Consider the following 22,947-nt stretch of genomic DNA (forward strand, 5'->3'; position numbering starts at 1 on the left):
ACGAACTGCCTTGCTTCGAAGGGTTCGCCACACCACCCGCGCTGAAGAGACTTCGACGAAGGTGTTGACGGACCGAAAAGACGATGTATAGTAGGCGGCTCACCGGGACGAAATGTCCTGTAGCGGAAAGCTCCGCGGTGACGAGATCTTTGACAGTGTGCACAGGTGAATTGTGTGGACGCCTTGCGCTGGCGAGTCGATGACTTGTCCAAGCAATGCAAGCGTCCCACCCAAATGAAAGTCAGTAATGAGTTTCACTGGTTGGGGTCACGCTTCAGAAAGATAGATCGTCTTCGGATGATCGAAAACTTAAGTGAAGAGTTTGATCCTGGCTCAGATTGAACGCTGGCGGCATGCCTAACACATGCAAGTCGAACGGCAGCACAGGTAGCAATACCGGGTGGCGAGTGGCGGACGGGTGAGTAATGCATCGGGATCTACCCAAACGTGGGGGATAACGTAGGGAAACTTACGCTAATACCGCATACGTCCTAAGGGAGAAAGCGGGGGCTCGCAAGACCTCGCGCGGTTGGACGAACCGATGTTCGATTAGCTAGTTGGTAGGGTAATGGCCTACCAAGGCGACGATCGATAGCTGGTCTGAGAGGATGATCAGCCACACTGGGACTGAGACACGGCCCAGACTCCTACGGGAGGCAGCAGTGGGGAATATTGGACAATGGGCGCAAGCCTGATCCAGCAATGCCGCGTGTGTGAAGAAGGCCTTCGGGTTGTAAAGCACTTTTATCAGGAGCGAAATGCCATGGGTTAATACCCCGTGGAGCTGACGGTACCTGAGGAATAAGCACCGGCTAACTTCGTGCCAGCAGCCGCGGTAATACGAAGGGTGCAAGCGTTAATCGGAATTACTGGGCGTAAAGGGTGCGTAGGCGGTTCGTTAAGTCTGTCGTGAAATCCCCGGGCTCAACCTGGGAATGGCGATGGATACTGGCGAGCTAGAGTGTGTCAGAGGATGGTGGAATTCCCGGTGTAGCGGTGAAATGCGTAGAGATCGGGAGGAACATCAGTGGCGAAGGCGGCCATCTGGGACAACACTGACGCTGAAGCACGAAAGCGTGGGGAGCAAACAGGATTAGATACCCTGGTAGTCCACGCCCTAAACGATGCGAACTGGATGTTGGTCTCAACTCGGAGATCAGTGTCGAAGCTAACGCGTTAAGTTCGCCGCCTGGGGAGTACGGTCGCAAGACTGAAACTCAAAGGAATTGACGGGGGCCCGCACAAGCGGTGGAGTATGTGGTTTAATTCGATGCAACGCGAAGAACCTTACCTGGCCTTGACATGTCCGGAATCCTGCAGAGATGCGGGAGTGCCTTCGGGAATCGGAACACAGGTGCTGCATGGCTGTCGTCAGCTCGTGTCGTGAGATGTTGGGTTAAGTCCCGCAACGAGCGCAACCCTTGTCCTTAGTTGCCAGCACGTAATGGTGGGAACTCTAAGGAGACTGCCGGTGACAAACCGGAGGAAGGTGGGGATGACGTCAAGTCCTCATGGCCCTTACGGCCAGGGCTACACACGTACTACAATGGTCGGTACAGAGGGTTGCAATACCGCGAGGTGGAGCCAATCCCAGAAAGCCGATCCCAGTCCGGATCGGAGTCTGCAACTCGACTCCGTGAAGTCGGAATCGCTAGTAATCGCAGATCAGCTATGCTGCGGTGAATACGTTCCCGGGCCTTGTACACACCGCCCGTCACACCATGGGAGTGAGTTGCTCCAGAAGCCGTTAGTCTAACCGCAAGGGGGACGACGACCACGGAGTGGTTCATGACTGGGGTGAAGTCGTAACAAGGTAGCCGTATCGGAAGGTGCGGCTGGATCACCTCCTTTCGAGAACGACAGCGCGATTCGTCGCGCAAGACGTCCACACAAGACACCTGTATTTCACGTAGCGTCCCTAGCAAGAAGCTTCCGGGTCTGTAGCTCAGGTGGTTAGAGCGCACCCCTGATAAGGGTGAGGCCGGTGGTTCGAGTCCTCCCAGACCCACCAACCACGGGGCCATAGCTCAGCTGGGAGAGCACCTGCTTTGCAAGCAGGGGGTCGTCGGTTCGATCCCGACTGGCTCCACCATGGTGACGCGTGAAATCCAAGCACACATAAAGATTTGAAGCGAGGCGGCGTTGAGGCCGTTCTTGTGTTCTTTGAAAACTGGCAAACGAGTGACAAGCGTCTTGGTTCGAACCGAACCGAGACACGTGTTGAGGCACGAACAGGTGGTTTGAAACGTGTAATCCCGAGGCGACTTGGGGTTATATGGTCAAGCGACCAAGCGTATACGGTGGATGCCTTGGCAGTCAGAGGCGATGAAGGACGTGGCAGCCTGCGAAAAGTGTCGGGGAGCTGGCAACAAGCTTTGATCCGGCAATGTCCGAATGGGGAAACCCACCTAGCAATAGGTATCCGTAACTGAATTCATAGGTTGCGGAAGCGAACCCGGGGAACTGAAATATCTAAGTACCCGGAGGAAAAGAAATCAACCGAGATTCCGTCAGTAGCGACGAGCGAACGCGGACTAGCCCAAAAGCATCTAGTGTTTTAGTCGAACGGTTTGGAAAAGCCGGCCATAGCGGGTGATAGCCCCGTAGGCGAAAGGGCATTAGGTGTGAAATTGAGTAGGGCGGGGCACGAGAAACCCTGTCTGAACATGGGGGGACCATCCTCCAAGGCTAAATACTCCTGACTGACCGATAGCGAACAAGTACCGTGAGGGAAAGGCGAAAAGAACCCCGGAGAGGGGAGTGAAATAGACCCTGAAACCGTATACGTACAAGCAGTGGAAGCCCGCAAGGGTGACTGCGTACCTTTTGTATAATGGGTCAGCGACTTACTGTCAGTGGCAAGCTTAACCGTCTAGGGGAGGCGAAGGGAAACCGAGTCTGAATAGGGCGCATAGTCTCTGGCAGTAGACCCGAAACCGAGTGATCTATCCATGGCCAGGTTGAAGGTGCGGTAACACGCACTGGAGGACCGAACCCACATCTGTTGCAATAGATGGGGATGAGCTGTGGATAGGAGTGAAAGGCTAAACAAACTCGGAGATAGCTGGTTCTCCTCGAAAGCTATTTAGGTAGCGCCTCGGACGAATCTTCCTGGGGGTAGAGCACTGTTATGGCTAGCGGGTCATCGCGACTTAGCAAACCATGGCAAACTCCGAATACCAGGACAGACTATCCGGGAGACACACGGCGGGTGCTAACGTCCGTCGTGAAAAGGGAAACAACCCAGACCCGCAGCTAAGGTCCCCAAGTTCTAGCTAAGTGGAAAACGATGTGGAAAGGCATAGACAGCCAGGAGGTTGGCTTAGAAGCAGCCATCCTTTAAAGAAAGCGTAATAGCTCACTGGTCGAGTCGGTCTGCGCGGAAGATTTAACGGGGCTAAGCTAGACACCGAAGCTCGGGGTGCACACTTTGTGTGCGCGGTAGAGGAGCGTTCCGTAAGCCTGTGAAGGTGGATTGTAAAGTCTGCTGGAGGTATCGGAAGTGCGAATGCTGACATGAGTAACGATAATGCGGGTGAAAAGCCCGCACGCCGAAAGCCCAAGGTTTCCTCGCGCAACGTTCATCGGCGCAGGGTGAGTCGGCCCCTAAGGCGAGGCAGAAATGCGTAGTCGATGGGAAGCTGGTTAATATTCCAGCACTTTTCTTAAGTGCGATGTGGGGACGGAGAAGGTTAGGTCTACCGGGCGTTGGTTGTCCCGGGGAAAGGCGGTAGGCATGAGGGTTAGGCAAATCCGGCCCTCTTTATGCCGAGCACCGAGACGAGCCCTTTTGGGCGAAGTGACTGATACCACGCTTCCAGGAAAAGCCACTAAGCTTCAGCTTAAGAAAAACCGTACCGTAAACCGACACTGGTAGGCAGGGTGAGAATCCCAAGGCGCTTGAGAGAACTCGGGTGAAGGAACTAGGCAAAATGGCACCGTAACTTCGGGAGAAGGTGCGCCCTTTTTGGTGGCTACATGCGTAGCTGAGCTGAGAAGGGTCGCAGTAACCTGGCCGCTGCGACTGTTTATCAAAAACACAGCACTCTGCAAACACGAAAGTGGACGTATAGGGTGTGACGCCTGCCCGGTGCTGGAAGGTTAATTGATGGGGTCAGCCGCAAGGCGAAGCTCTTGATCGAAGCCCCAGTAAACGGCGGCCGTAACTATAACGGTCCTAAGGTAGCGAAATTCCTTGTCGGGTAAGTTCCGACCTGCACGAATGGCGTAACGACAGCGGCGCTGTCTCCACCCGAGACTCAGTGAAATTGAAATCGCTGTGAAGATGCAGCGTTCCCGCGGCAAGACGGAAAGACCCCGTGAACCTTTACTATAGCTTTACACTGAACGTTGAGTTCTTCTGTGTAGGATAGGTGGGAGGCTACGAAACCGAGACGCTAGTTTCGGTGGAGCCATCCTTGAAATACCACCCTGAAGTGCTTGACGTTCTAACCTCGGCCCGTAATCCGGGTCAGGGACCGTGTATGGTGGGTAGTTTGACTGGGGCGGTCTCCTCCCAAAGAGTAACGGAGGAGCACGAAGGTACGCTCAGCGCGGTCGGACATCGCGCACTGTGTGCAAAGGCATAAGCGTGCTTGACTGCAAGATCGACGGATCAAGCAGGTACGAAAGTAGGTCTTAGTGATCCGGTGGTTCTGTATGGAAGGGCCATCGCTCAACGGATAAAAGGTACTCCGGGGATAACAGGCTGATACCGCCCAAGAGTTCATATCGACGGCGGTGTTTGGCACCTCGATGTCGGCTCATCACATCCTGGGGCTGTAGCCGGTCCCAAGGGTATGGCTGTTCGCCATTTAAAGTGGTACGCGAGCTGGGTTCAGAACGTCGTGAGACAGTTCGGTCCCTATCTGTCGTGGGCGTTGGAGATTTGAGGGGGGCTGCTCCTAGTACGAGAGGACCGGAGTGGACGTTCCGCTGGTGTTCGGGTTGTCATGCCCATGGCATTGCCCGGTAGCTATGAACGGAAGCGATAACCGCTGAAAGCATCTAAGCGGGAAGCGCGCCCCAAGATGAGATCTCCCGAGAGTTCAACTCTCCTGTAGGCACCATTTAGACTAAGTGGTTGATAGGCGCGGTGTGGAAGTGCAGCAATGCATTGAGCTTACGCGTACTAATGAGCCGTGCGGCTTGACCATATAACCCCAAGTGGCCTTCGCCACGTGCCGGTTCCAACGAATCCGGACGCTTGTCACTCGTTTGCCAACCGAATTGAAGCGGGCGCAATCTGCGCTGCTTCAACCCCTTCCCTGGCGGCCATAGCGCTGTGGTCCCACCCGATCCCATCCCGAACTCGGAAGTGAAACGCAGCCGCGCCGATGGTAGTGTGCACTTGCATGCAAGAGTAGGTCACCGCCAGGGGCTTTATCCCAAACACCCTCACCGATACCGGTGAGGGTGTTTCTTTTTGCGCCCCTCCAGACGAAACCTCTGAAGCGTAGACACCGCTTCCCGCGGGGGACTTTCGCCAGTCCTTTAAGGACGCGACGTCCCCCCGCTTTTGAGTAGCACAGCGATTTGGAGTCCAATCCCCCAACCGACGGAGATTGGACGTGAAGAAGCGTTTTACCGAAGAGCAGATCATCGGCTTCCTGCGCGAGGCGGAAGCCGGCGTGGCGGTGAAGGATCTATGCCGCAAGCACGGCCTCAGCGAAGCCTCGTACTACCTGTGGCGCAGCAAGTTCGGCGGCATGACGGTGCCTGAGGCCAAACGGCTTAAGGAGTTGGAGGCGGAGAACGCCCGGCTGAAGAAGCTCCTGGCCGAGTCAATGCTGGAGAACGAGATCACCCGCGAGGCATTGCGAAAAAAGTGGTGACCGCACCGGCGCGACGGTTGCTGGTGCGGGAGATGACGAGCCAAGGACTCAGCGAGCGCCGCGCGTTGACGGTGCTGCGCATGAGTGCCAGTGCCCTGCGTTACGCGCCGCGCGCGGACCGCAATGTGGAACTTCGACAGCGGATCCTGGCCTTGGCGCAGCGACACAAGCGCTACGGCGTCGGGATGATCTACCTCAAGCTTAGGCAAGAAGGGATGCTCGTGAATTACAAGCGCGTGGAGCGGCTGTATCAGGACGCGAAGCTGCAGGTGCGTCGGCGCAAACGCAAGAAGGTGCCCGCAGGTGAGCGACAACCCTTGTTCCGGCCCGTGGCCCCCAACGAGGTATGGTCGATGGACTTCGTATTCGATCGCACGGCCGAGGGTCGCGTCATCAAGTGCCTGACGGTCGTTGACGACGCCACTCACGAGGCCGTCGTCATCGAGGTCGAACGAGCGATCTCCGGCACGGGCGTCACGCGCGTGCTGGATCGCCTGGCGCTCACTCGCGGCCTGCCCAAGATCATTCGCAGCGACAACGGCAAGGAGTCCTGCGGCAAGGCGATGGTTACCTGGGCCCACGAGCGTGGCGTGCAACTGCGCCTGATCGAACCGGGCAAACCGAACCAGAACGCCTACATCGAATCGTTCAACGGACGTTTGCGCGACGAGTGCCTCAACGAACACTGGTTTCCCAGCTTGCTACACGCACGTACCGAGATCGAAACCTGGCGCCGGGAATACAACGAGGAGCGACCGAAGAAGGCGTTGGGCGGGCTGACACCCGCCGCCTATGCTGAGCAGTTAAAGTAACCCTGGGCTCTAAATTGCCCCGCTACTGAAAGCGGGGGGACGTCGGACGCGCACTCGGAATGTGTTTGGGCAGACACTTCCGTTCCGCATAGGCCTGCCCTGCGCGACTCATAAACTCAGGCACGCGCAGGCTTGCCTTCGGGGAGAGGGGAGGGGGCTCGGAAGTCAGATCCGACCAAAGACAACGCTTCAGCTTCACTTGGAAGTCGGGTCCGGCCAAGAACAACCCACCCGTCGTTGCTGCGACAGATGGGGTTACGGAATGGCAGGCATTTGCGCGAGAGTGGCTGTTACGCGCTCTTTTCGTTGGCGCTGGCGTAGACCTGGTCGGCCCACTGGGTGGCATTGAGGTAAACCGTGGCCAGCCGCTGGATTCGTTGCGGCGGTACCTGCGCGCTGGTCAACTCGTTGGCTTCCCAGGCGAGGATCTGCCGCAGGATCGTGGCAAACGGGCCGCCGCGGCCGGTCAGTGCATCGCTGATCTCTGGCACGAGGCGCAGATGGGTCAGCAGGAATTCCATCGGCGCGCACATCAAGGTGTCCAGCAAGGAGAACAGGCCGACGGTGAAGGCCATCTCGGTACTGCCGTGCGGCATGCCCTGGGCCAGTTCCTCGCACATGTGGGCGCGGATAAGCGCGGCGCGCAGCAGCTCCGGCGGACGATCGTCCATGCTGCACATGGCCATGGTGTCGATCCAGTTGCGCATGCGGGCAACGCCGAAAAAGATCGCAGCCTGCTGCACCGATTTCAGCTGCCGTGGCAATGCGAAATAGGCTGAATTGACGCAGCTCAGGAGCTTGTAGCTGAGCACGGCGTCGTCGCGAATGATGTTGCCGAGTTCGACCGGGCCGGGGTTGCTGTCATGCAGTGCGCCCATCAAGCGCAGCATGCTGAGGCGATTGGCGGTCAACACCGGCACGGCCATTGGCTGCGGTACCAGCAGGTAACGCCCCTGAATCGCTTCCAGCGGCAATGCGAGGCAGCGTTCATAGGTCGCATGGTCGTCCACGTGACCGGCGACGACGCTCAAGTCACGGGTGTGCAGGCTTTTCGCACGCTGCGCGAGCACTTCAGGCGACAACAAGGTAGCGTCCAACCGCACGAGCTGAACCATCCGCAGCAGGGCTTCGAACTCAGGACTGCTGCCAGGCTCCGTGGCACCGATATCCAGCATGAACTGGCAGCCGCGCTGGGCCATCAGTTGCAGGCGTGCCATCAGCGCTTCGTCTTCTGCCACATGGGGCTGCAACACTACGCCGATGCGCGGCTGGTGCAGCAGCACGTCGGCATCTTCCGGCAACAGTTCGGCCGGCAAGTTGAGAAAGGCACGATTGCCGCGAACCAGGCGGGTCAAGGCGCCGTCGGTGATCATTGCAAGCACGCTGCGCAGCAGAGCCTGCTCGTCACCGTTTTCGCGATGGAAAAGGATTTCGTAAGCGTAGAGGTCGCGCTCACGGTTGAGCAGCGGGACGCGCAACACCGGCAATTGCGGCGATGCGCCGTCGTAGGCTTGGGAGTGGGAGGCGGCTGCAGCAGTGGGGGCGGTTGTCGTGCGGGAAGAACTCATGATCGATCCGGTGGCGCGTTTATCGATTGGTCGAGCCGTGGGGCGACTCGCTATTGAAACCACTGCATAGGCTGCAGCGGGAAGTTCAGCCTAGCCTCAAGCCGCCGCCAGCGGGCGAGAACGTCCCGTGGTATGCAACTCCCCGGTGCGGTCGTAAAGCCCGTTGCCACCATCCACTCCGGTCAGCACGGCAAGAGCCTGGCGCACCATCTGCAGCCGCTGGTTGACGATACTGCCATTACGTTGATTCAGCCGATGGCATTGCTGCAGCGATTGGACTATGGAAGGCCACGCTGGATCAGGTGCGTCTTCGGCCCGCGCCTGCTCGTTCGCCAACTGGCGGCGTTCGACGTCCAACTGTTCCAGCTGCTGCATGAGTGCCTGTTTGCGTGTGCCGGCCTGACCGAGCGCCACGGTATCGCCGGCGACGAGCGCGGCGCGCTCGTCTTCAAGCACTTGCTCGAACATGGTCAGCGCCACGCGCATATCGCTCAGCGTGGCGGTGATGGCTTGATCGAACTCATGCTGCAAAGAGGTCATGCCTTGCTCGTACCACCGAGCTGCTGTTCCATGGACACCAGGCGGTCGGCAATGCGGCCGGCATCGATCTTGTAGCTGCCATTTGCCAGCGACTGTCGCACCTGCTCAACCCGCTGCGAATCGACCTCGGTGGCATTGGTGCGCGATGCCTGTTGCAGTGCCTTGGCCGAGTCGGTCAGCTTGAGTTGGTCGTCGGCTTGGGCAGCGGGCGCCCCGGAACTGGTCACGGAGGAAGAGTCCGTTGCCTGACTATTGCCGGTTGGGCTGGCTGGTTGCTGGAGTTTCGGCAAGCCGCTGTTGGAAATGGTCGTATTCATGTGTCCGTACCCGTTTCAGAATGGCCCTGTACCAGTTGGATCGGCCAGCAGCATAGGAACTTTAGAGGGTGGAGTGGGATAGGTGAAGGCATGGCTGGCTCTCAGGGCAGGGCCTGTACCATGCCGGGTCCGCGGACCATGGCATCAAGCACCTTGCCGGAACTCTCGTTTCGAACCCGTAAACGGGCGCCATCGTCGCCGCTGCCCAAGGCCACGCCATCGGCGCGAACCACGATGTCGCCCAACTGGGCCAATACTTGCACATGGTCGCCCGCGCGTACCGTTTGCCGTCCCCCCAGTTCAGCCGGCGTGAGCACGCTGCCGCCCGGCAAGGCGCGGGCGAGGGAGCGTCCGGCCAACTGATCGAATGTGTCGACGTATCCGTAGCCGAGCCGGGTCACGTCGCGCTCTTCGTCGTGCACATCGGCCAGATCGAGTCCGTCGCCGCGCTGCAATGGCCGGTTGGTCACCAGTACGTGGTGGAACAGCTGCAATTGCACCTGCACGCGCACGGCCCAGCTGCCCGGGCATTGCACGGGTACGCTGAGGCGAGGCGCAGGGCGGATGGCGTCGGACAGCTCGGCGTGCAATGGCTGCTCGCAAGGTGCCAGGTGCAGGCGCAAGGCGAGCGGCAGGGCCTGTACCTCCACGCGATTGCCCGGCAGGTCGAATCTGGCGCGCACCGCATGTTCGGCGGCTGCGCGGATGGCGTCGGGTGGTGACGCGGTGGCGAGGCCCGTGCCCGACCACGCCGCCAGGCCCAGCCATGCCGCCGCATGCAGTCCTAAGCTGGCGTGCGACCTGCTCATGCGTCCGTCAGCAGGTTGTCGAGTTGCACAAGCAGAGAGTCGCGCCCGGACTCGATCTGTTGCGAGAGTGCGCTGGCCTGAGCGGTCTCGCCGTCGCAAAGCAGAGCGACGAAACGGGTACCCTGCTCGCACAGCTGCGAGCCGGCGCTGGCAAGGCCGACAACGGCCGGTTTGTGCGGTTCCAGGGCGCCCAGCCGTTCGACGCTGGCGCGAATTGCATGGGTGTCGAACCAGCGACGATCCACTGCGGCTGGATCGAGCAGGGCCAGTTCGGCTGCTTGGCGCAGATTGAGGGAGGCTTCGCGTACGATCAGGCTGAGGCTGCCCGGGTCGTTGCCGCTGCTGGTTTCCAGCCAGTCCAGGCTCAACCGATGGGAGAGCAGCGCGGCGCGCCGCAGCGAATCGGATTGGCGTTTTGCCTCGCCTGAGCGTCGCTGCAGGGAGCCAAGCGCAGCCTGTGCGCTGGTGGCGCGAGCGTGCTGGGTGCCGTTGCTTTGTTGCAGCTTGCGGACGCGCTCGCTGGCTGCCTGCAGCGACTGGTTGCCCGCGCCTAGCGTGGTGCCCGATTGCGCCGCGCCGGTCTGGGCGCGGTCGAGCTGCTGCAGGCTGTGTTGCACGTCGCCGTTCAATTGTGTGGAGAAGTCGCCGATCGAGCTGGTGACGTTCTCGATCTCGGCGGTGGTAAGGGAAGTCTTTTCCGCCAGCTGCTTGACCTCGTCGGCGACCACGGCGAAGCCCCGGCCGGCTTCGCCGGCGCGCGCGGCTTCAATCGCTGCGTTCAGTGCCACCAGATTGGTCTGATGGGCGATTTCCTGCACGGTGGTGGTGAGCTTGCGGATCTGTTCCACTTGCTCGGCCAGCTTGCTCTGATTTCGGTTCATCGCCGCCAATGCGCTGCGCAGCAGGCGCAACTGGCCATCGAGTTCGCTGACCGAGCCGTTGCCGGCGGCGCTGGCCTTGCAGGCCTGCTCCAGTTCGGCGCCTACCTGCTGTAGAGCCGTCGAGATACCGGCGCTGCCGTCCGTCAAGCTATCGACGCCGCTGCGACTGTCGTCGGCGGCCTTGCCCAGCGAGGCCTGCTCGCGAGCGAGCTGCTGTACGGCGGCCAGCACCAGGCTCTGCTGCTCCACGGCTTGCAGCGCCACGGTCGCCGGCGGGCGGCTGGCGGCGCGCGCCAGCAATGGCGCCAGCGTCTGCGCGGCACGGGGGTACTGGCGGCGCAGCGTGGCAAGCCGCGCTTCGTCGCCAGCGGCGGCGGCTTCCACCAGAAGGGCGATGTGCTGGTTCCAGATCAGGCTCATGGGGCGAACGTCACCTTGAATGTCGAGGGGCGGCATACCAATGCCGGGCACTGCATCGGCCAAATCCGCCGGTTCTTGAGAAAGCAAGCCGTGTGCCATGACGGCGGACTCAAGCGGGGGACGGTGCGGTCGATACGGTGCGCGTAGAGCCGCTCTGCGCGGCGGATCAATGCGAGGAGACCGCATGGGCGGCACGCTGCTGGAAAAGGTGGAGCAACACACCCGGCTTGCCGGGCACAACCGTGTGGCCATGTTGCTGTTCCGGCTCGGTGACGCGCAACTGTTCGGCATCAATGTGTTCAAGGTGCGCGAGGTCATGCGCCGCCCTCCGCTGGAACGCATGATGGGCATACACGAATTGCTGGCAGGCAGTTGCGACTATCGCGGGCAGACCATTCCGGTGATCGATCTGGCCGCCGCGCTGGGCTATCCGCCCTTGCGCGACGAGGCTTCGGCGCATCTGATGGTCACCGAATTCAGCCGTTCGGTGCAGGGTTTCCTGGTTGCCGATCTGCAGCGCATGGTGCAGTGCGATGGCGACAAGATGGCCGCGCCACCCGCTGCGCTGGGTTTCGGCAACAAGGTCAATGCGGTGACCCGGCTGGATGGTGCCTTGCTGGCCGTGGTCGACGTGGAGCAGGTGCTGGCCAGCATCGATTCGGCGCCGGCCGATCTTTCCATACAGATGCAACGCCTTGCCGACGCCCGCGTGCTGTCACCGCGACGGGTGCTGGTGGCAGACGATTCACTGATCGCCCGCCGTCGCCTGGTGGCGCTGTTCAAGCAGATGAACATCGAATGCATAGTGGCGAAGGATGGTCGCGAGGCGCTGGACAAGCTGCGCAAGCTGGCCGCGGGCGATCCGGCCGAAGGCGTGAAGCTGGTGGTATCCGACATCGAGATGCCGCGCCTGGACGGTTACGCGCTGACACGCGCTATCCGCGAGACGCCTGAGCTGTGCCGGTTGAAGGTGGTGCTGCACAGCTCGTTGTCAGGCGGTTTCAACGAGGCGATGGTGAAGGAAGTGAAGGCCGACGCGTTCGTCGCCAAGTTCCAGCCTGATCTGCTGGCGCAAGCGGTATTCGAGCTGCTACCGGTGGACGCGACGTCGGCCTGACGCCCTGAAACCGACGCCGGCAGGGTGTCAACAAACCGACTTTCCTAGGACACCGCCCTTGCGGTGTCGCGGCGAAAACCCCGCCAGCCCAGTCGTGGCAAGGGTTCCGGCATAGTGGCATGCAACTTGCATTCTGCTCCATGCGTCAATCGCACGCGGAGCAGACCGATGAGCACGATCCCGCAAGACCTGTTTGGAATCCATACCCGAGCGATGGATCTGTGGCAGCGCCGTGCCGAAGTGCTGGCCAACAATCTGGCCAACGCCGACACGCCGGGCTACCTCGCGCGTGACGTCGATTTTCGCAAGGCGCTGGCGGCGGCAGGCGGTTCTGCCGGCGGCAACCTGCCATTGGAAACCACCTCGGCGGGGCAAATCGGCGACGTGTCCAACACGGGCACGAACGGGACGGCGCTGGCGTATCGCGTGCCGACCCAGCCCAGCATGGACGGCAATACCGTCGATGCCCAGGTCGAACAGGCAGACTTCGCCGCGAACAGTGTGCATTACCAGGCCAGTCTTTCCTTCATCACGGCGCAGATCCACATGCTGCGCACCGCCATCACCGGAGGGCAGAGCTGATGTCACTCGATTCCATCTTCAACGTAGCTGGTTCGGGCATGGCCGCGCAGTCGCTGCGGCTCAACACCGTGGCCAGCAACCTGGCCAACGCCGAAAGCGTGTCGGGCACTCCGGAAGGCGCCTACCACTCGCGCGAGCCCTTGTTCGCCGCCATCCAGAAGCAACAGTTCGCGCAGTTCGGCGACGGCCAGGGCAACAGCAATGCCGATGCCGGTGCCAGCGAGGGCGTACAGGTGCTCGGCATCACCGAAAGCCAGGATGCGGTCCCGCAGCGTTATGAGCCGGGCAACCCGCTGGCCAACGCCGACGGCTACGTCTACGGCAGCAACGTCAATCCGGTGGATGAGCTGGTGAACATGATTTCGGCGTCGCGTTCGTACCAGAACAACGTCGAAGTGATGAATACCGCCAAGCAGTTGATGGTCAAAACCTTGACCCTGGGACAGTGAGTTTTCCGCCATGACCACGATAAACACCACAGCTGCCACGAATACCGCCAATACCGCCGGCGCCACGAGCGGCAGCACGGCGAGCGCTTCCGGCAGTTATTCGGGTTCCGGCAACAGCTCGGGCTCCGTCAGCTCCTCGCTCGGCAGCTCGTTGAGCCAGGCCGATTTCCTGCAACTGCTTACCGCCCAGTTGCAGGCGCAGGATCCCACCAACCCGATGGACAACACGCAATTCGTGTCGCAGCTGGCGCAGTTCAGCCAGCTGGCTTCCACGCAAAACCTCAACACCACCGTCAACACTCTCTCCAGCCAGGTCACCAGCGCCATGCAGACCTCGCAGGTACTCGGCTCGGTGAGCCTGGTGGGACGCAACGTAATGGTGCCGTCGGACAGCCTCAGCTATGCCGGCAGCACGATGAGCGGGGCCGTGGGCGTCACCAATGCATCTTCCGATGTCGAGCTCGTGGTCAAAGACAGCAGCGGCAAAGAGGTGCGCACGATCGATCTTGGCGCCCAGCAGCCCGGGTTGGCGAATTTCAGCTGGGATGGCAAGGACGACAACGGCAACCAGCTGCCGACCGGCACCTACAGCATCACGGCGGCCGATCAAGGCGGCAACGCGCTTTCCACCTATGCCAGCGGCTCTGTCACTGGTGTGGGTTACGGCGGCACCAGTGTGGGCACGTATGTGCAGGTAAGCGGCGTGGGCGGCGTGCCGCTCAGTTCGATCGCGCAGATCAACTGATCGCCGATAACAACCCTTTCAACGAGGTAACGAAGTCATGGCACTCAACCAAGCGCTCAGCGGCCTGAATGGCGCGCAGGCCGATCTCAACGTCATCGCCAACAACATCGCCAACGCCAACACGACGGGCTTCAAGGGCTCGCGCGCGGAATTCGCGGACATCTACGCGGTGAGCGGCGTCAACCTCAGCGCTACCGCAGTGGGCAGCGGTACGCGCATGACCGACGTGGCGCAGCAGTTCGCCCAGGGCGACATCGAAACCACCGGCAACAGCCTGGACATGGCGATCAGCGGCAATGGGTTCTTCGTAGTGAACACCGGCAATGGCTATGCCTACACCCGCGATGGCGCGTTCCAGCAGGATGCCAATGGCAACGTGGTCACGCAGGACGGCTACAAGGTACAGGTCTATCCCTACAGCGCCGCCAGCGGCAGCGTCGACACGAGCACGCTGACCAACCTGAACCTGGTCACCGCGCAGAGCGCGGCCACGCCTACCACCACGGCAACGATCACGTCCAACCTGCCGGCGAACGCCACTGCCCCGACGCTGGCCTTCGACCCCACCAACCCGGCCACCTTCAACAATTCGACCACGTTCACCGTGTACGACAGCCTTGGTTCGTCGCACCAGGCTACGGCGTACTACGTGAAAACCGGCACCAACACCTGGGATGCAAACCTGTATGTGGACGGTCAATCCGCCGGCACGCAGACGCTGACCTTCAGCTCCTCCGGCACGCTGACCACGCCGGCCAACGGCATCGTCACCTACAACTCGCTGAACTACGGCAATGGTGCCAATGCGCAGGCGTTGTCGGTCAATTTCAGCCAGACCACGCAGTACGGTTCCGCCTATGCCGCCGGCACCATCAGCCAGAACGGTTACACCGCGGGCGCGCTGTCTTCGATCAACGTCGACAGCACGGGCGTCGTTACTGCCAACTACTCCAACGGCCAGAGCAGCGAGCTGGGCCAGCTGGCGATGGCCAACTTCCAGAATCTGCAGGGTCTGACCCAGCTCGGCAGCGCCAGCTGGTCGGCCAGCACGGCTTCGGGCACGGCCGTGATGGGCACGGCGGGCAGTGGCCAGTACGGCACCGTCCAGTCCGGTGCGCTGGAGGAATCCAACACCAGCGACACCACCGCGCAGCTGGTGGACATGATCCAGGCGCAGCGCGACTACCAGGCCAATGCGCAGGTGCTGTCCACCGACGACACGCTGGCATCCACGCTGTTCAGCGCCGTCTCGCGGTAAACCCGCTGAGGTAGGTCACCATGGACCGTTCCGTCTACATCGCCATGACCGGGGCCACGCAGATCATGCGGGCCCAGGACATGGTGAGCCACAACCTGGCCAATGCCAGCACCACAGGCTTCAAGAGCGAGATCGATGCGTTCCGCAGCCTGCCGGTGCTGGGGCCGGGCAGCCCCACGCGCATCAACGCCGTGGCGCAGAGCGTAGGGCGGAACGACGGGCAGGGCACCTTGCAGCAGACCGGTCGCCCGCTGGACGTAGCGGTGCGCGGATCGGGCTGGATCGCGGTGCAGGCACCAGACGGAAGCGAGGCTTACACGCGTGCCGGCAGCCTGCAATTGGCTGCCGACGGCACGCTCACCGATGCCGCAGGTAATCCCGTGATCGGCAGCGGTGGCCCGATCACCGTTCCCGCCAGCACGCAAATCGTGATTGGCGGTGACGGCACTATTTCCTCCGTGCCGCTGGGGCAGGCGGCGAGCTCACTCAACCAGGTCGACCAGATCAAGCTGGTCAATCCCGACCCTTCGCAGCTTTCCAAAGGCGCCGACGGCCTGCTGCACATGAGCGACGGCAGCAGTGCCGATGCCGACCCCGGCGTGCAGTTGGTGTCCGGCACCCTGGAAGGCAGCAACGTCAATCCGTCGGAAGAGCTGGTGCGGATGATTTCCCTGTCGCGCCAATACGACATGCAGGTGCGGTCGATCAAGACCGCCGAAGACGACGCCGACGACAGCATCAAGCTGTTGCAGTCGAACTGAATCAAGTCACTTTTAGCGGAGCCACGCCATGTTCTCCTCACTCTGGATCGCCAAGACCGGCCTCGATGCGCAACAGACGAATCTGGATGCCATCTCCAACAATCTGGCCAACGCCAGCACTACCGGCTTCAAGTCTTCGCGCCCGGAATTCCAGGACTTGATGTACCAGAACCTGAGCCAGCCCGGTGCGCAGACCACCCAGCAGACGGAGTCGCCCTCGGGCTTGCTAATGGGTACCGGCGTGCGTGTGGTGGCCAACGAAAAGATGTTCACCGAAGGCGCGATCGCGCAGACCGGCAACGCGCTGGACGTGGCCATCCAGGGGCGCGGCTTCCTGCAGGTGACCATGCCCGACGGCACCACCGATTACACCCGCGACGGCTCGCTGCATACCGATGCCAACGGCCAGATCGTGACCGCCGACGGCTATCCGATCGAGCCGGCCATCACCCTTCCGCAGGGCGCGCAAAGCATCACCATCGGTACCGATGGCACGGTCAGCGCCACCCTGGCGGGGCAGGCCGCGCCGCAGCAGGTGGGCGTGCTGCAGATGGCCGACTTCATCAATCCCGCAGGCCTGCAGTCTGTTGGCCAGAACCTGTATCAGGAGACGGCGTCCAGCGGCACGCCGCAGACCGGGCAGGCCGGCGTGAACGGCATGGGCACCCTGCTGCAGGGCTCGCTGGAGTCCTCCAACGTCAACGTAGTGGAAGCGATGGTGGACATGATCCAGACCCAGCGCACCTACGAGATGAATTCCAAATCCATCAGCGCCGCAGACAGCATGCTGCAGACGCTCACCACCAATATGTGAGGTTGGCCAACGTGCGTACCATGGCCCTTTTCCGGTATTTCGCTCTCGCCTTCGCCCTGCTCTTGCTGTCCGGCTGCGCTGTTCTGCAGCAGCAGAAGCGCGACGATGCGACGTGGGCTGCCACGCCGCCGGAGCCGGCGCAGTCGGCGCCACCTGCCGATGGCTCGATCTACCACGACGAGCAGGGCATGGAGCTGTTCTCCGATTCGCGCGCGCATCGTACCGGCGACGTACTGACCATCGCGCTGGTGGAAAACACGCAGGCCGTCAAGAAAGCCAGCACCAGTACCAGCAAGACCGACAAGACCAGCTTCGGTGCACCCACCATCCTCGGTCGCACGATCAACGGCGCCGCGGTGTCTACCGACGGCGATCGCAGCTTCGACGGCACCGGTTCCAGCAGCCAGAGCAACCAGCTCACCGGCAACATCACCGTCACCGTGGTGAAGCGCCTGGCCAACGGCACCCTGATGGTGCGCGGCGAGAAGTGGCTCACCATCAACCAGGGCCAGGAGCTGATCCGCATCGCCGGTATCGTGCGCCCGCAGGACATCGGGCAGGACAATTCCGTGCCCTCCACGCGCGTCGCCGACGCGCAGATCTCCTATACCGGTCGCGGCACCTTGGCCGATGCGAACACGCAGGGTTGGCTGTCGCGTTTCTTCAACTCCAAGTGGATGCCTTTCTGATGAACGCTCGTGGCTCCGCTGCCGTCGCTGTTGCGCCGATGCGCAAGTGGTTGCAATCCGTTGCGCTTGGGCTCGTCGTCGCGCTGCTCGCATTTCCTGCCGCCCCGGCCCGCGCCGACAAGATCCGCGACCTTGCCTCGGTGGGTGGAGTGCGCAGCAACCAGCTGATCGGCTACGGCCTGGTGGTGGGTCTGGACGGTTCCGGCGACCAGACTACGCAGACGCCGTTCACCACGCAGAGCGTGGAGAACATGCTGCAGCAATTCGGCGTCAACATTCCGGCAGGCGTGACGGCGCCGCAGCTGAAGAATGCGGCGGCGGTGACCATCACCGCCGAACTGCCGCCGTTCGCCAAGCCGGGCCAGGCCATCGACGTCACCGTGGCCTCGATCGGCAACGCAAAGAGCATCCGCGGCGGCGAACTGCTGATGTCGCCGCTGCGCGGCGCCGACGGCAACGTCTATGCGATTGCCCAGGGTAGTGTGGTAGTGGGCGGCATCACCGCAAAGGGCAAGAGTGGCAGCAGCGTGGAGAAGAACATCTCCGCCAGCGGCCGCATTCCCGGCGGCGCCACGGTAGAGCGCAGCGTACCTTCCGCATTCGCGGGTACGGACGACCTGCGGCTGAACCTGAACTCGCCGGACTTCACCACCGTGTCGCGCATCGTGAGCACGATCAACCGCACCTACGGCTCGGGCACCGCGCGCGCGGTGGACGGCGGCACGGTGGACGTGCGCGTGCCGCAGGATCCCACCCAGAAAGTGGCGTGGCTGGGCACCATCCAGAACCTGGACGTGACTCCGGGCGACCCACCCGCGCGGGTGGTGGTGAACTCGCGCACCGGCACCGTGGTGATTGGTTCGGATGTGCGCGTTTCCGCAGCCGCGGTGGCGCATGGCTCCATCCAGGTCACCATCAGCGAGCAACCGCAGGTCAGCCAGCCAGGGGCCTTCAGCAAGGGCCAGACCGTGGTGGTTCCCTCCAGCAACGTGCAGGTCAGCGAGGATGGCGGCCACATGTTCAAGTTCGGCCCGGGTGTGAGCCTGGACACCATCGTGCGCGCGGTGAACCAGGTGGGCGCCTCGCCCAGCGACCTGATCTCGATCTTGCAGGCGCTGAAGCAAGCCGGCGCGCTGCATGCGGATCTGGTGGTCATCTAGCCAGCCACTGCCATGAGCGACGCCGCGCTGCCTTCCAACAATTCGCTGAGCACCTGGACCGATCTGTCCGGGTTCAACCGGCTGCGTGCGCAGGCCCAGAGCGACAGCAAGGCGGTGTTGCCGGCGGTGGCCAAGCAGTTCGAGGCCATGTTCACCCAGATGATGCTGAAGTCCATGCGCGAAGCCAGCGACAGCCTTGGCGACGCGATGGGCGACAGCGACGCCGGCAAGACGTACCGCGACTTGTTCGACCAGCAGCTTTCGGTAAGCCTCTCCCAGAGCGGCAAGGGGCTGGGCATCGCGCAGATGCTGGTTCGCCAGCTGGGTGGACAGAACGCGTCGGCGGCAGGTGCCGCTGGCGGTGCGAGCGGCTCGGCGGACGATCCCGACGGCATCGGCGACCCCACCAAGCTGCCCGCCAATGCCGACCAGTTCCAGCGTCGCCTCGCCAATGTGGTCGAGGCGGGGCGTGAACTGGGCCGCAGCGCGATGAAATGGTTGCCGCAGGACGCGCAGGAGTTCGTGCGCGCGCTGGCGCCCTACGCCGAAGCGGCCGCCCAGAAGCTGGGTGTGTCGGTACGCACCGTGCTGGCCCAGGCGGCACTGGAAACCCAATGGGGCAAGCACATGCCGCGCAGCTCCGACGGCTCCACCAGCTTCAACCTGTTCGGCATGAAAGCCGGCGGCAGCTGGGACGGCCAGAAGGTCAGCGTACCCACACTGGAGTACGAAGATGGCGTGGCGGTGCGCCGGCATGCACAGTTCCGCGCCTACAGCTCGCCGGCGCAGTCATTCCAGGACTACGCCTCGCTGATCGCCTCCAACCCGCGCTACGCGGCGGCGAAGGGTCATGGCGACGACGTGCGAGGCTTTGCCAATGCGCTGGCGCAAGGTGGCTATGCCACCGACCCCGACTACGCCGAGAAGATCAGTGCCATCGCCAACAGTTCGCAGATGCACCAGGCGCTGGCGGCCCTAAAGATCCCGGCTGGCCTGCCGAACCAGTAGTCGAATTCCGGAGGTTTCGGTCATGTCCAGCCTGTTAAACATCGGTGTCACCGGGCTCAATGCGGCCCAGCTCGCCCTGCAGGTCACCGGCAACAACATTGCCAATGCCAGTACCGCGGGCTACAGCGAACAGAGCGTCCAGCAAGTGGACATGGTGGGCCAGAACAATGGTCGCTACACCATGGGCACCGGTGTGGACGTGATCGGCGTGCAGCGCGCCTACAGCCAATACCTCACGCAGGCGCTGTGGAGCAGCAACAGCACCATGCAGGGCGCCACCACCACCGACAACCTCACCACCGCGCTGAACGGCCTGTTGCAGAACAGCGGCAACCTGCAGACCGCGCTGGACAGCTTCTACGGTGGCTTCAACGACGTGGCCAATTCGCCCAGCGACCTTTCCTCGCGACAGGCCTTGCTGGGTGACGCATCCACGCTAACCGCCGCTTTCAATACCTTCGGCCAGCAGCTCGACCAGCAGCGCCAACAGATCAACACGCAGATTTCCAGCACCGTCAACGACATCAACTCGGTGGTGCAGCAGATCGCCACACTCAATACCAGCATCAGCCAGGCCGGCAGCACCCAGCCCAACGCGCTGCTCGACCAGCGCGATCAACTGGTCAACCAGCTGGCTGGAGATACCGGCATCTCTGTCGCCGCGCAGCCCGACGGCACGCTGAGCATCTACAGCACCTCCGGGCAGGTGATGGTGAGCGGCAGCTATTCTTACGGTTTCCAGGTGGGTAGCAGCCCCTACGACACCAGCACCACCGACGTGCTCAATGCCAGCGGCACCGACATCACCTCCAGCCTTTCCGGCGGCACGTTGGGCGCATTGTTGTCGTACCGGACCAACACGCTCGATGCGGCGCAGAACCAACTGGGGCGCACCGCACTGGCGGTGGCGCAGAGCGTCAACACACAGCAGTCGAATGGCCTGACCCTGACCGGGGCCAATGGCCAGCCGATCTTCGTGGTGCCGTATCCGAGTGTGGCCGCGATGAAGGCCAACCTGGGCACCGCCACGGTGAGCGCCAGCGTGAGCGACATTTCGTCGCTCACCAACGACAACTACATACTCACCTATACCGGAAGCAGCACCTCGCCCTCGGTCAACGGCTGGTCGCTGGCGACCACCAGCGGCACCTCGGTGGCGATGACCGCCAATGCCAACGGCACGCTATCGGCCAACGGCCTTACCTTCACGGTGTCCAATGGCGCGCAGGTCGGCGACAGCTTCCAGATCCTGCCGACCCAAAACGCGGCTTCCGGTATCTCGGTGGCTACCAGCGACCCCAATGCCATCGCCGCGGCTGCGGCATTGATCGGCACGCCCGCCAGCGCCAACACCGGCGGTGCCACGGTGAGTTCGGTGAACGTGGCGGACAGCACCAACGCCAACCTGTTCTCCGGCGCCACGGTGACGTTTGGCGCAGGCAACAGCTACACCGTCACCGACGGTGCGGGCAATACCACCACCGGCACCTATACCAGCGGCACGCCGATCCAGTTCGACGGCTGGAGCATGAGTCTCAGCGGCACCCCGGCCAGTGGCGACAGCTTCACCGTGGCCGAGAACAGCAGCGGCCTGAACGACAACTCCAACGCGCTGACCATGGCCGGGCTGGGCAACGTCGGCGTGCTCGATGGCGGCAAGACCACCACGGTCGGGGCCTACGCCAACCTGACTAACCAGATCGGCTTGGCGGGCAGCATGGCCTCCAGCAATCTCACCACCCAGACCGGCCTCTACAACCAGGCGACCAGCGCGCAGCAAAGCCTGGCGGGCGTCAACCTGGATCAGGAGGCGGCCAACCTCATCAAATACCAGCAGGCCTACCAGGCTTCCGCGCAGGTGATCTCCACCTCGCAGACCCTGTTTTCCAGCCTCATCACCGCCATCCAGGCCTAGTGGGAGCGTCCCCATGATCCGAGTTTCCACCAGTTGGATGTACCAGCAGGCGCTGGGTTCCATGCTCAGCCAGCAGGCGTCGATCGCCGACACGCAGAACCAGGTGAGCAGCGGTCAGCGCATCAATCTGGCTTCCGACGATCCGGCCGGTGCCACCGAGGTGGTGTCGCTCAACCACGTGCTGGCCAACAACGCGCAATACACTTCCAACATCAACAACGCCAATGCGCGGCTCTCTACCGAGAGCAGCACGCTCGATTCCTTCAATTCGCTGCTCAACCAAGCGCGCTCGATGGCGATCCAGGGCATCAACGGCACGTTGTCGACGTCCGATCGCCAGGACATGGCCACCCAGCTCGTGCAGATCCGCGCACAACTGGTACAGCTGGCCAACACCTCCGATGCCAACGGCAACGCGCTGTTCGCGGGCACCAGCACCACCACCACGCCGTTCGTGCTCAACAACAATGGCTCGGTGACTTACAACGGCAACGGCTCCAACCAGATGGCGACCATCGGCAGCGGCCTGAACCTTCCCGACAGCGACAATGGCGCTGCCTTGTTCATGAACATTCCGCAGGGCAACGGCTCGTTCGTCGCCAGTGCCGCGGCCGGCAACACGGGCACCCTGCTGGTGGGTGCCAACAGCGTCACCGATGCGAATGCCTGGAATGCGGCCACTGCCGCAGGCCCGGTGAACTACACGATCAGCTTCGACGCCTCGGGCAACTGGACAGCTACGGACGCCGGCGGCAACACGGTGGCCACCGGCGCCTACCAGAACGGCGGCAGCATCAGTTTCAACGGCATGAGCATCGCCCTGAGCGGCACGCCCAGCGCCGGCGACACGGTGAGCGTGCAGTCCGGCCAGACGCAGAACGTGTTCGCCACCATGACGAACATGATCAATGCGCTGAACAGCACCAGCAGTAGCAACACCCAGCTCAGCAACACCCTGAGCGTCCAGATGGCATCGCTCGACCAGGCGCAAAACCAGGTTTCCGCGACCCAGACTGACGTGGGCGGCCGCCTGAATCGCCTGACCCAGCAGCAAAGCTCCTACAGTGGCCTCACGCTGACTTACCAGACCGTGCTCTCCGGCGTGCAAGACACCGACATGGCCAGCGCCATCAGCCAGCTGGAGCTGCAAACCACCGCATTGCAAGCTTCGCAGCAGGTATTTGCGAAGGTGCAGGGGATGAGTCTGTTCAACTACATCCAGTAGCGGACTTCGGTACGGACGGTTGGCGCGGTCCGTGCTTCACATG

The 22,947-nt window shown here is 62.1% G+C and carries 18 protein-coding genes, 2 tRNA genes and 3 rRNA genes; 18 read left to right on the top strand and 5 right to left on the bottom strand.

All coding sequences use genetic code 11. The features are described from left to right. Positions 1-310: 310 nt before the first annotated feature. The 6 genes from ISP25_RS15915 to ISP25_RS15940 all read left to right on the top strand — a co-directional run bounded on the left by ISP25_RS15915 (position 311) and on the right by ISP25_RS15940 (position 6,646). Positions 311-1,851: ribosomal RNA gene (locus tag ISP25_RS15915) — 16S ribosomal RNA — on the top strand. A gap of 83 nt (positions 1,852-1,934) precedes the next feature. Continuing rightward, positions 1,935-2,011, top strand: a tRNA-Ile gene (locus ISP25_RS15920). 5 nt (positions 2,012-2,016) lie between these two features. Continuing rightward, positions 2,017-2,092 (top strand) — tRNA-Ala (locus ISP25_RS15925). A 185-nt stretch (positions 2,093-2,277) separates the two neighbouring features. Continuing rightward, positions 2,278-5,156 (top strand): 23S ribosomal RNA (locus tag ISP25_RS15930). Between the two features lie 110 nt (positions 5,157-5,266). Continuing rightward, positions 5,267-5,379: ribosomal RNA gene (gene rrf, locus ISP25_RS15935) — 5S ribosomal RNA — on the top strand. The 16S, 23S and 5S rRNA genes sit together here with 2 tRNA genes alongside, the layout of an rRNA operon. Positions 5,380-5,570: 191 nt before the next feature. After that, a protein-coding gene (locus ISP25_RS15940) for an IS3 family transposase (RefSeq protein WP_404616329.1) occupies positions 5,571-6,646 on the top strand; the annotation gives its coding sequence in 2 pieces (ribosomal slippage) (positions 5,571-5,829 and positions 5,829-6,646; 1,077 coding nt in all). 290 nt (positions 6,647-6,936) lie between these two features. Here the strand turns inward: ISP25_RS15940 and ISP25_RS15945 are convergent. The 5 genes from ISP25_RS15945 to ISP25_RS15965 all read right to left on the bottom strand — a co-directional run bounded on the left by ISP25_RS15945 (position 6,937) and on the right by ISP25_RS15965 (position 11,181). After that, a complete protein-coding gene (locus tag ISP25_RS15945) occupies positions 6,937-8,214 on the bottom strand; it encodes an EAL and HDOD domain-containing protein (RefSeq protein ID WP_404615275.1) in 1,278 nt (425 codons plus the stop codon). 96 nt (positions 8,215-8,310) lie between these two features. Next, positions 8,311-8,754: a flagella synthesis protein FlgN gene (locus tag ISP25_RS15950; RefSeq protein WP_192159525.1), complete on the bottom strand. Its 444-nt coding sequence runs from the start codon at positions 8,752-8,754 to the stop codon at positions 8,311-8,313. Continuing rightward, entirely contained in the window at positions 8,751-9,071 is a 321-nt protein-coding gene (gene flgM / locus ISP25_RS15955; RefSeq protein ID WP_192159529.1) for a flagellar biosynthesis anti-sigma factor FlgM, read from the bottom strand. The genes ISP25_RS15950 and flgM overlap by 4 nt, the downstream gene beginning before the upstream one ends. 101 nt (positions 9,072-9,172) lie before the next feature. Then, a complete protein-coding gene (gene flgA, locus ISP25_RS15960; protein ID WP_404615277.1) occupies positions 9,173-9,880 on the bottom strand; it encodes a flagellar basal body P-ring formation chaperone FlgA in 708 nt (235 codons plus the stop codon). Then, positions 9,877-11,181, bottom strand: a complete 1,305-nt coding sequence (locus ISP25_RS15965; RefSeq protein WP_404615279.1) for a methyl-accepting chemotaxis protein — start codon at positions 11,179-11,181, stop codon at positions 9,877-9,879. Before ISP25_RS15965 ends, flgA begins: the two co-directional genes overlap by 4 nt. 184 nt (positions 11,182-11,365) lie before the next feature. Between ISP25_RS15965 and ISP25_RS15970 the strand changes: the two genes are divergently transcribed. From ISP25_RS15970 to flgL, 12 genes are all read left to right on the top strand, one after another. Then, positions 11,366-12,298: a chemotaxis protein gene (locus ISP25_RS15970; protein ID WP_404615281.1), complete on the top strand. Its 933-nt coding sequence runs from the start codon at positions 11,366-11,368 to the stop codon at positions 12,296-12,298. Between the two features lie 168 nt (positions 12,299-12,466). Continuing rightward, a complete protein-coding gene (gene flgB, locus ISP25_RS15975; protein ID WP_404615283.1) occupies positions 12,467-12,880 on the top strand; it encodes a flagellar basal body rod protein FlgB in 414 nt (137 codons plus the stop codon). Then, on the top strand, positions 12,880-13,329 hold the full coding sequence (gene flgC / locus ISP25_RS15980; RefSeq protein WP_404615285.1) for a flagellar basal body rod protein FlgC: 450 nt from the start codon (positions 12,880-12,882) through the stop codon (positions 13,327-13,329). The genes flgB and flgC overlap by 1 nt, the downstream gene beginning before the upstream one ends. Positions 13,330-13,339: 10 nt before the next feature. Then, entirely contained in the window at positions 13,340-14,074 is a 735-nt protein-coding gene (locus tag ISP25_RS15985) for a flagellar hook assembly protein FlgD (RefSeq protein ID WP_404615287.1), read from the top strand. A 37-nt stretch (positions 14,075-14,111) separates the two neighbouring features. Further along, positions 14,112-15,332, top strand: coding sequence for a flagellar hook protein FlgE (gene flgE, locus ISP25_RS15990; protein WP_404615289.1), 1,221 nt, complete (start codon positions 14,112-14,114; stop codon positions 15,330-15,332). A gap of 20 nt (positions 15,333-15,352) precedes the next feature. Continuing rightward, positions 15,353-16,093, top strand: a complete 741-nt coding sequence (flgF, locus tag ISP25_RS15995; protein ID WP_404615291.1) for a flagellar basal-body rod protein FlgF — start codon at positions 15,353-15,355, stop codon at positions 16,091-16,093. A 28-nt stretch (positions 16,094-16,121) separates the two neighbouring features. Further along, positions 16,122-16,907 (top strand): flagellar basal-body rod protein FlgG, encoded by a 786-nt coding sequence (gene flgG / locus ISP25_RS16000; protein ID WP_192159547.1) that lies wholly within the window; start codon positions 16,122-16,124, stop codon positions 16,905-16,907. Between the two features lie 20 nt (positions 16,908-16,927). After that, positions 16,928-17,596, top strand: coding sequence for a flagellar basal body L-ring protein FlgH (gene flgH, locus ISP25_RS16005; protein ID WP_404615293.1), 669 nt, complete (start codon positions 16,928-16,930; stop codon positions 17,594-17,596). A 38-nt stretch (positions 17,597-17,634) separates the two neighbouring features. Beyond that, the gene (locus tag ISP25_RS16010) at positions 17,635-18,756 is read left to right on the top strand and encodes a flagellar basal body P-ring protein FlgI (protein ID WP_404616330.1); all 1,122 of its coding nucleotides are present in this window, start codon (positions 17,635-17,637) and stop codon (positions 18,754-18,756) included. Between the two features lie 12 nt (positions 18,757-18,768). Continuing rightward, positions 18,769-19,764 carry a flagellar assembly peptidoglycan hydrolase FlgJ gene (gene flgJ, locus ISP25_RS16015; RefSeq protein ID WP_404615295.1) on the top strand — a complete coding sequence of 332 codons (996 nt, stop codon included), beginning with the start codon at positions 18,769-18,771 and terminating at the stop codon, positions 19,762-19,764. A 22-nt stretch (positions 19,765-19,786) separates the two neighbouring features. Next, the gene (gene flgK / locus ISP25_RS16020) at positions 19,787-21,679 is read left to right on the top strand and encodes a flagellar hook-associated protein FlgK (RefSeq protein WP_192159555.1); all 1,893 of its coding nucleotides are present in this window, start codon (positions 19,787-19,789) and stop codon (positions 21,677-21,679) included. A 13-nt stretch (positions 21,680-21,692) separates the two neighbouring features. After that, on the top strand, positions 21,693-22,904 hold the full coding sequence (gene flgL / locus ISP25_RS16025) for a flagellar hook-associated protein FlgL (RefSeq protein ID WP_404615297.1): 1,212 nt from the start codon (positions 21,693-21,695) through the stop codon (positions 22,902-22,904). Positions 22,905-22,947: the final 43 nt, after the last annotated feature.

This window comes from Rhodanobacter hydrolyticus (assembly GCF_044904645.1).

Bases quoted from the DNA above. Each gene is read 5' to 3' on its own strand.
- ISP25_RS15945 (WP_404615275.1), bottom strand. From the start codon at position 8,214: ATGAGTTCTTCCCGCACGACAACCGCCCCCACTGCTGCAGCCGCCTCC.
- ISP25_RS15950 (WP_192159525.1), bottom strand. From the start codon at position 8,754: ATGACCTCTTTGCAGCATGAGTTCGATCAAGCCATCACCGCCACGCTG.
- flgM (WP_192159529.1), bottom strand. From the start codon at position 9,071: ATGAATACGACCATTTCCAACAGCGGCTTGCCGAAACTCCAGCAACCA.
- flgA (WP_404615277.1), bottom strand. From the start codon at position 9,880: ATGAGCAGGTCGCACGCCAGCTTAGGACTGCATGCGGCGGCATGGCTG.
- ISP25_RS15965 (WP_404615279.1), bottom strand. From the start codon at position 11,181: ATGAGCCTGATCTGGAACCAGCACATCGCCCTTCTGGTGGAAGCCGCC.
- ISP25_RS15970 (WP_404615281.1), top strand. From the start codon at position 11,366: ATGGGCGGCACGCTGCTGGAAAAGGTGGAGCAACACACCCGGCTTGCC.
- flgB (WP_404615283.1), top strand. From the start codon at position 12,467: ATGAGCACGATCCCGCAAGACCTGTTTGGAATCCATACCCGAGCGATG.
- flgC (WP_404615285.1), top strand. From the start codon at position 12,880: ATGTCACTCGATTCCATCTTCAACGTAGCTGGTTCGGGCATGGCCGCG.
- ISP25_RS15985 (WP_404615287.1), top strand. From the start codon at position 13,340: ATGACCACGATAAACACCACAGCTGCCACGAATACCGCCAATACCGCC.
- flgE (WP_404615289.1), top strand. From the start codon at position 14,112: ATGGCACTCAACCAAGCGCTCAGCGGCCTGAATGGCGCGCAGGCCGAT.
- flgF (WP_404615291.1), top strand. From the start codon at position 15,353: ATGGACCGTTCCGTCTACATCGCCATGACCGGGGCCACGCAGATCATG.
- flgG (WP_192159547.1), top strand. From the start codon at position 16,122: ATGTTCTCCTCACTCTGGATCGCCAAGACCGGCCTCGATGCGCAACAG.
- flgH (WP_404615293.1), top strand. From the start codon at position 16,928: ATGGCCCTTTTCCGGTATTTCGCTCTCGCCTTCGCCCTGCTCTTGCTG.
- ISP25_RS16010 (WP_404616330.1), top strand. From the start codon at position 17,635: ATGCGCAAGTGGTTGCAATCCGTTGCGCTTGGGCTCGTCGTCGCGCTG.
- flgJ (WP_404615295.1), top strand. From the start codon at position 18,769: ATGAGCGACGCCGCGCTGCCTTCCAACAATTCGCTGAGCACCTGGACC.
- flgK (WP_192159555.1), top strand. From the start codon at position 19,787: ATGTCCAGCCTGTTAAACATCGGTGTCACCGGGCTCAATGCGGCCCAG.
- flgL (WP_404615297.1), top strand. From the start codon at position 21,693: ATGATCCGAGTTTCCACCAGTTGGATGTACCAGCAGGCGCTGGGTTCC.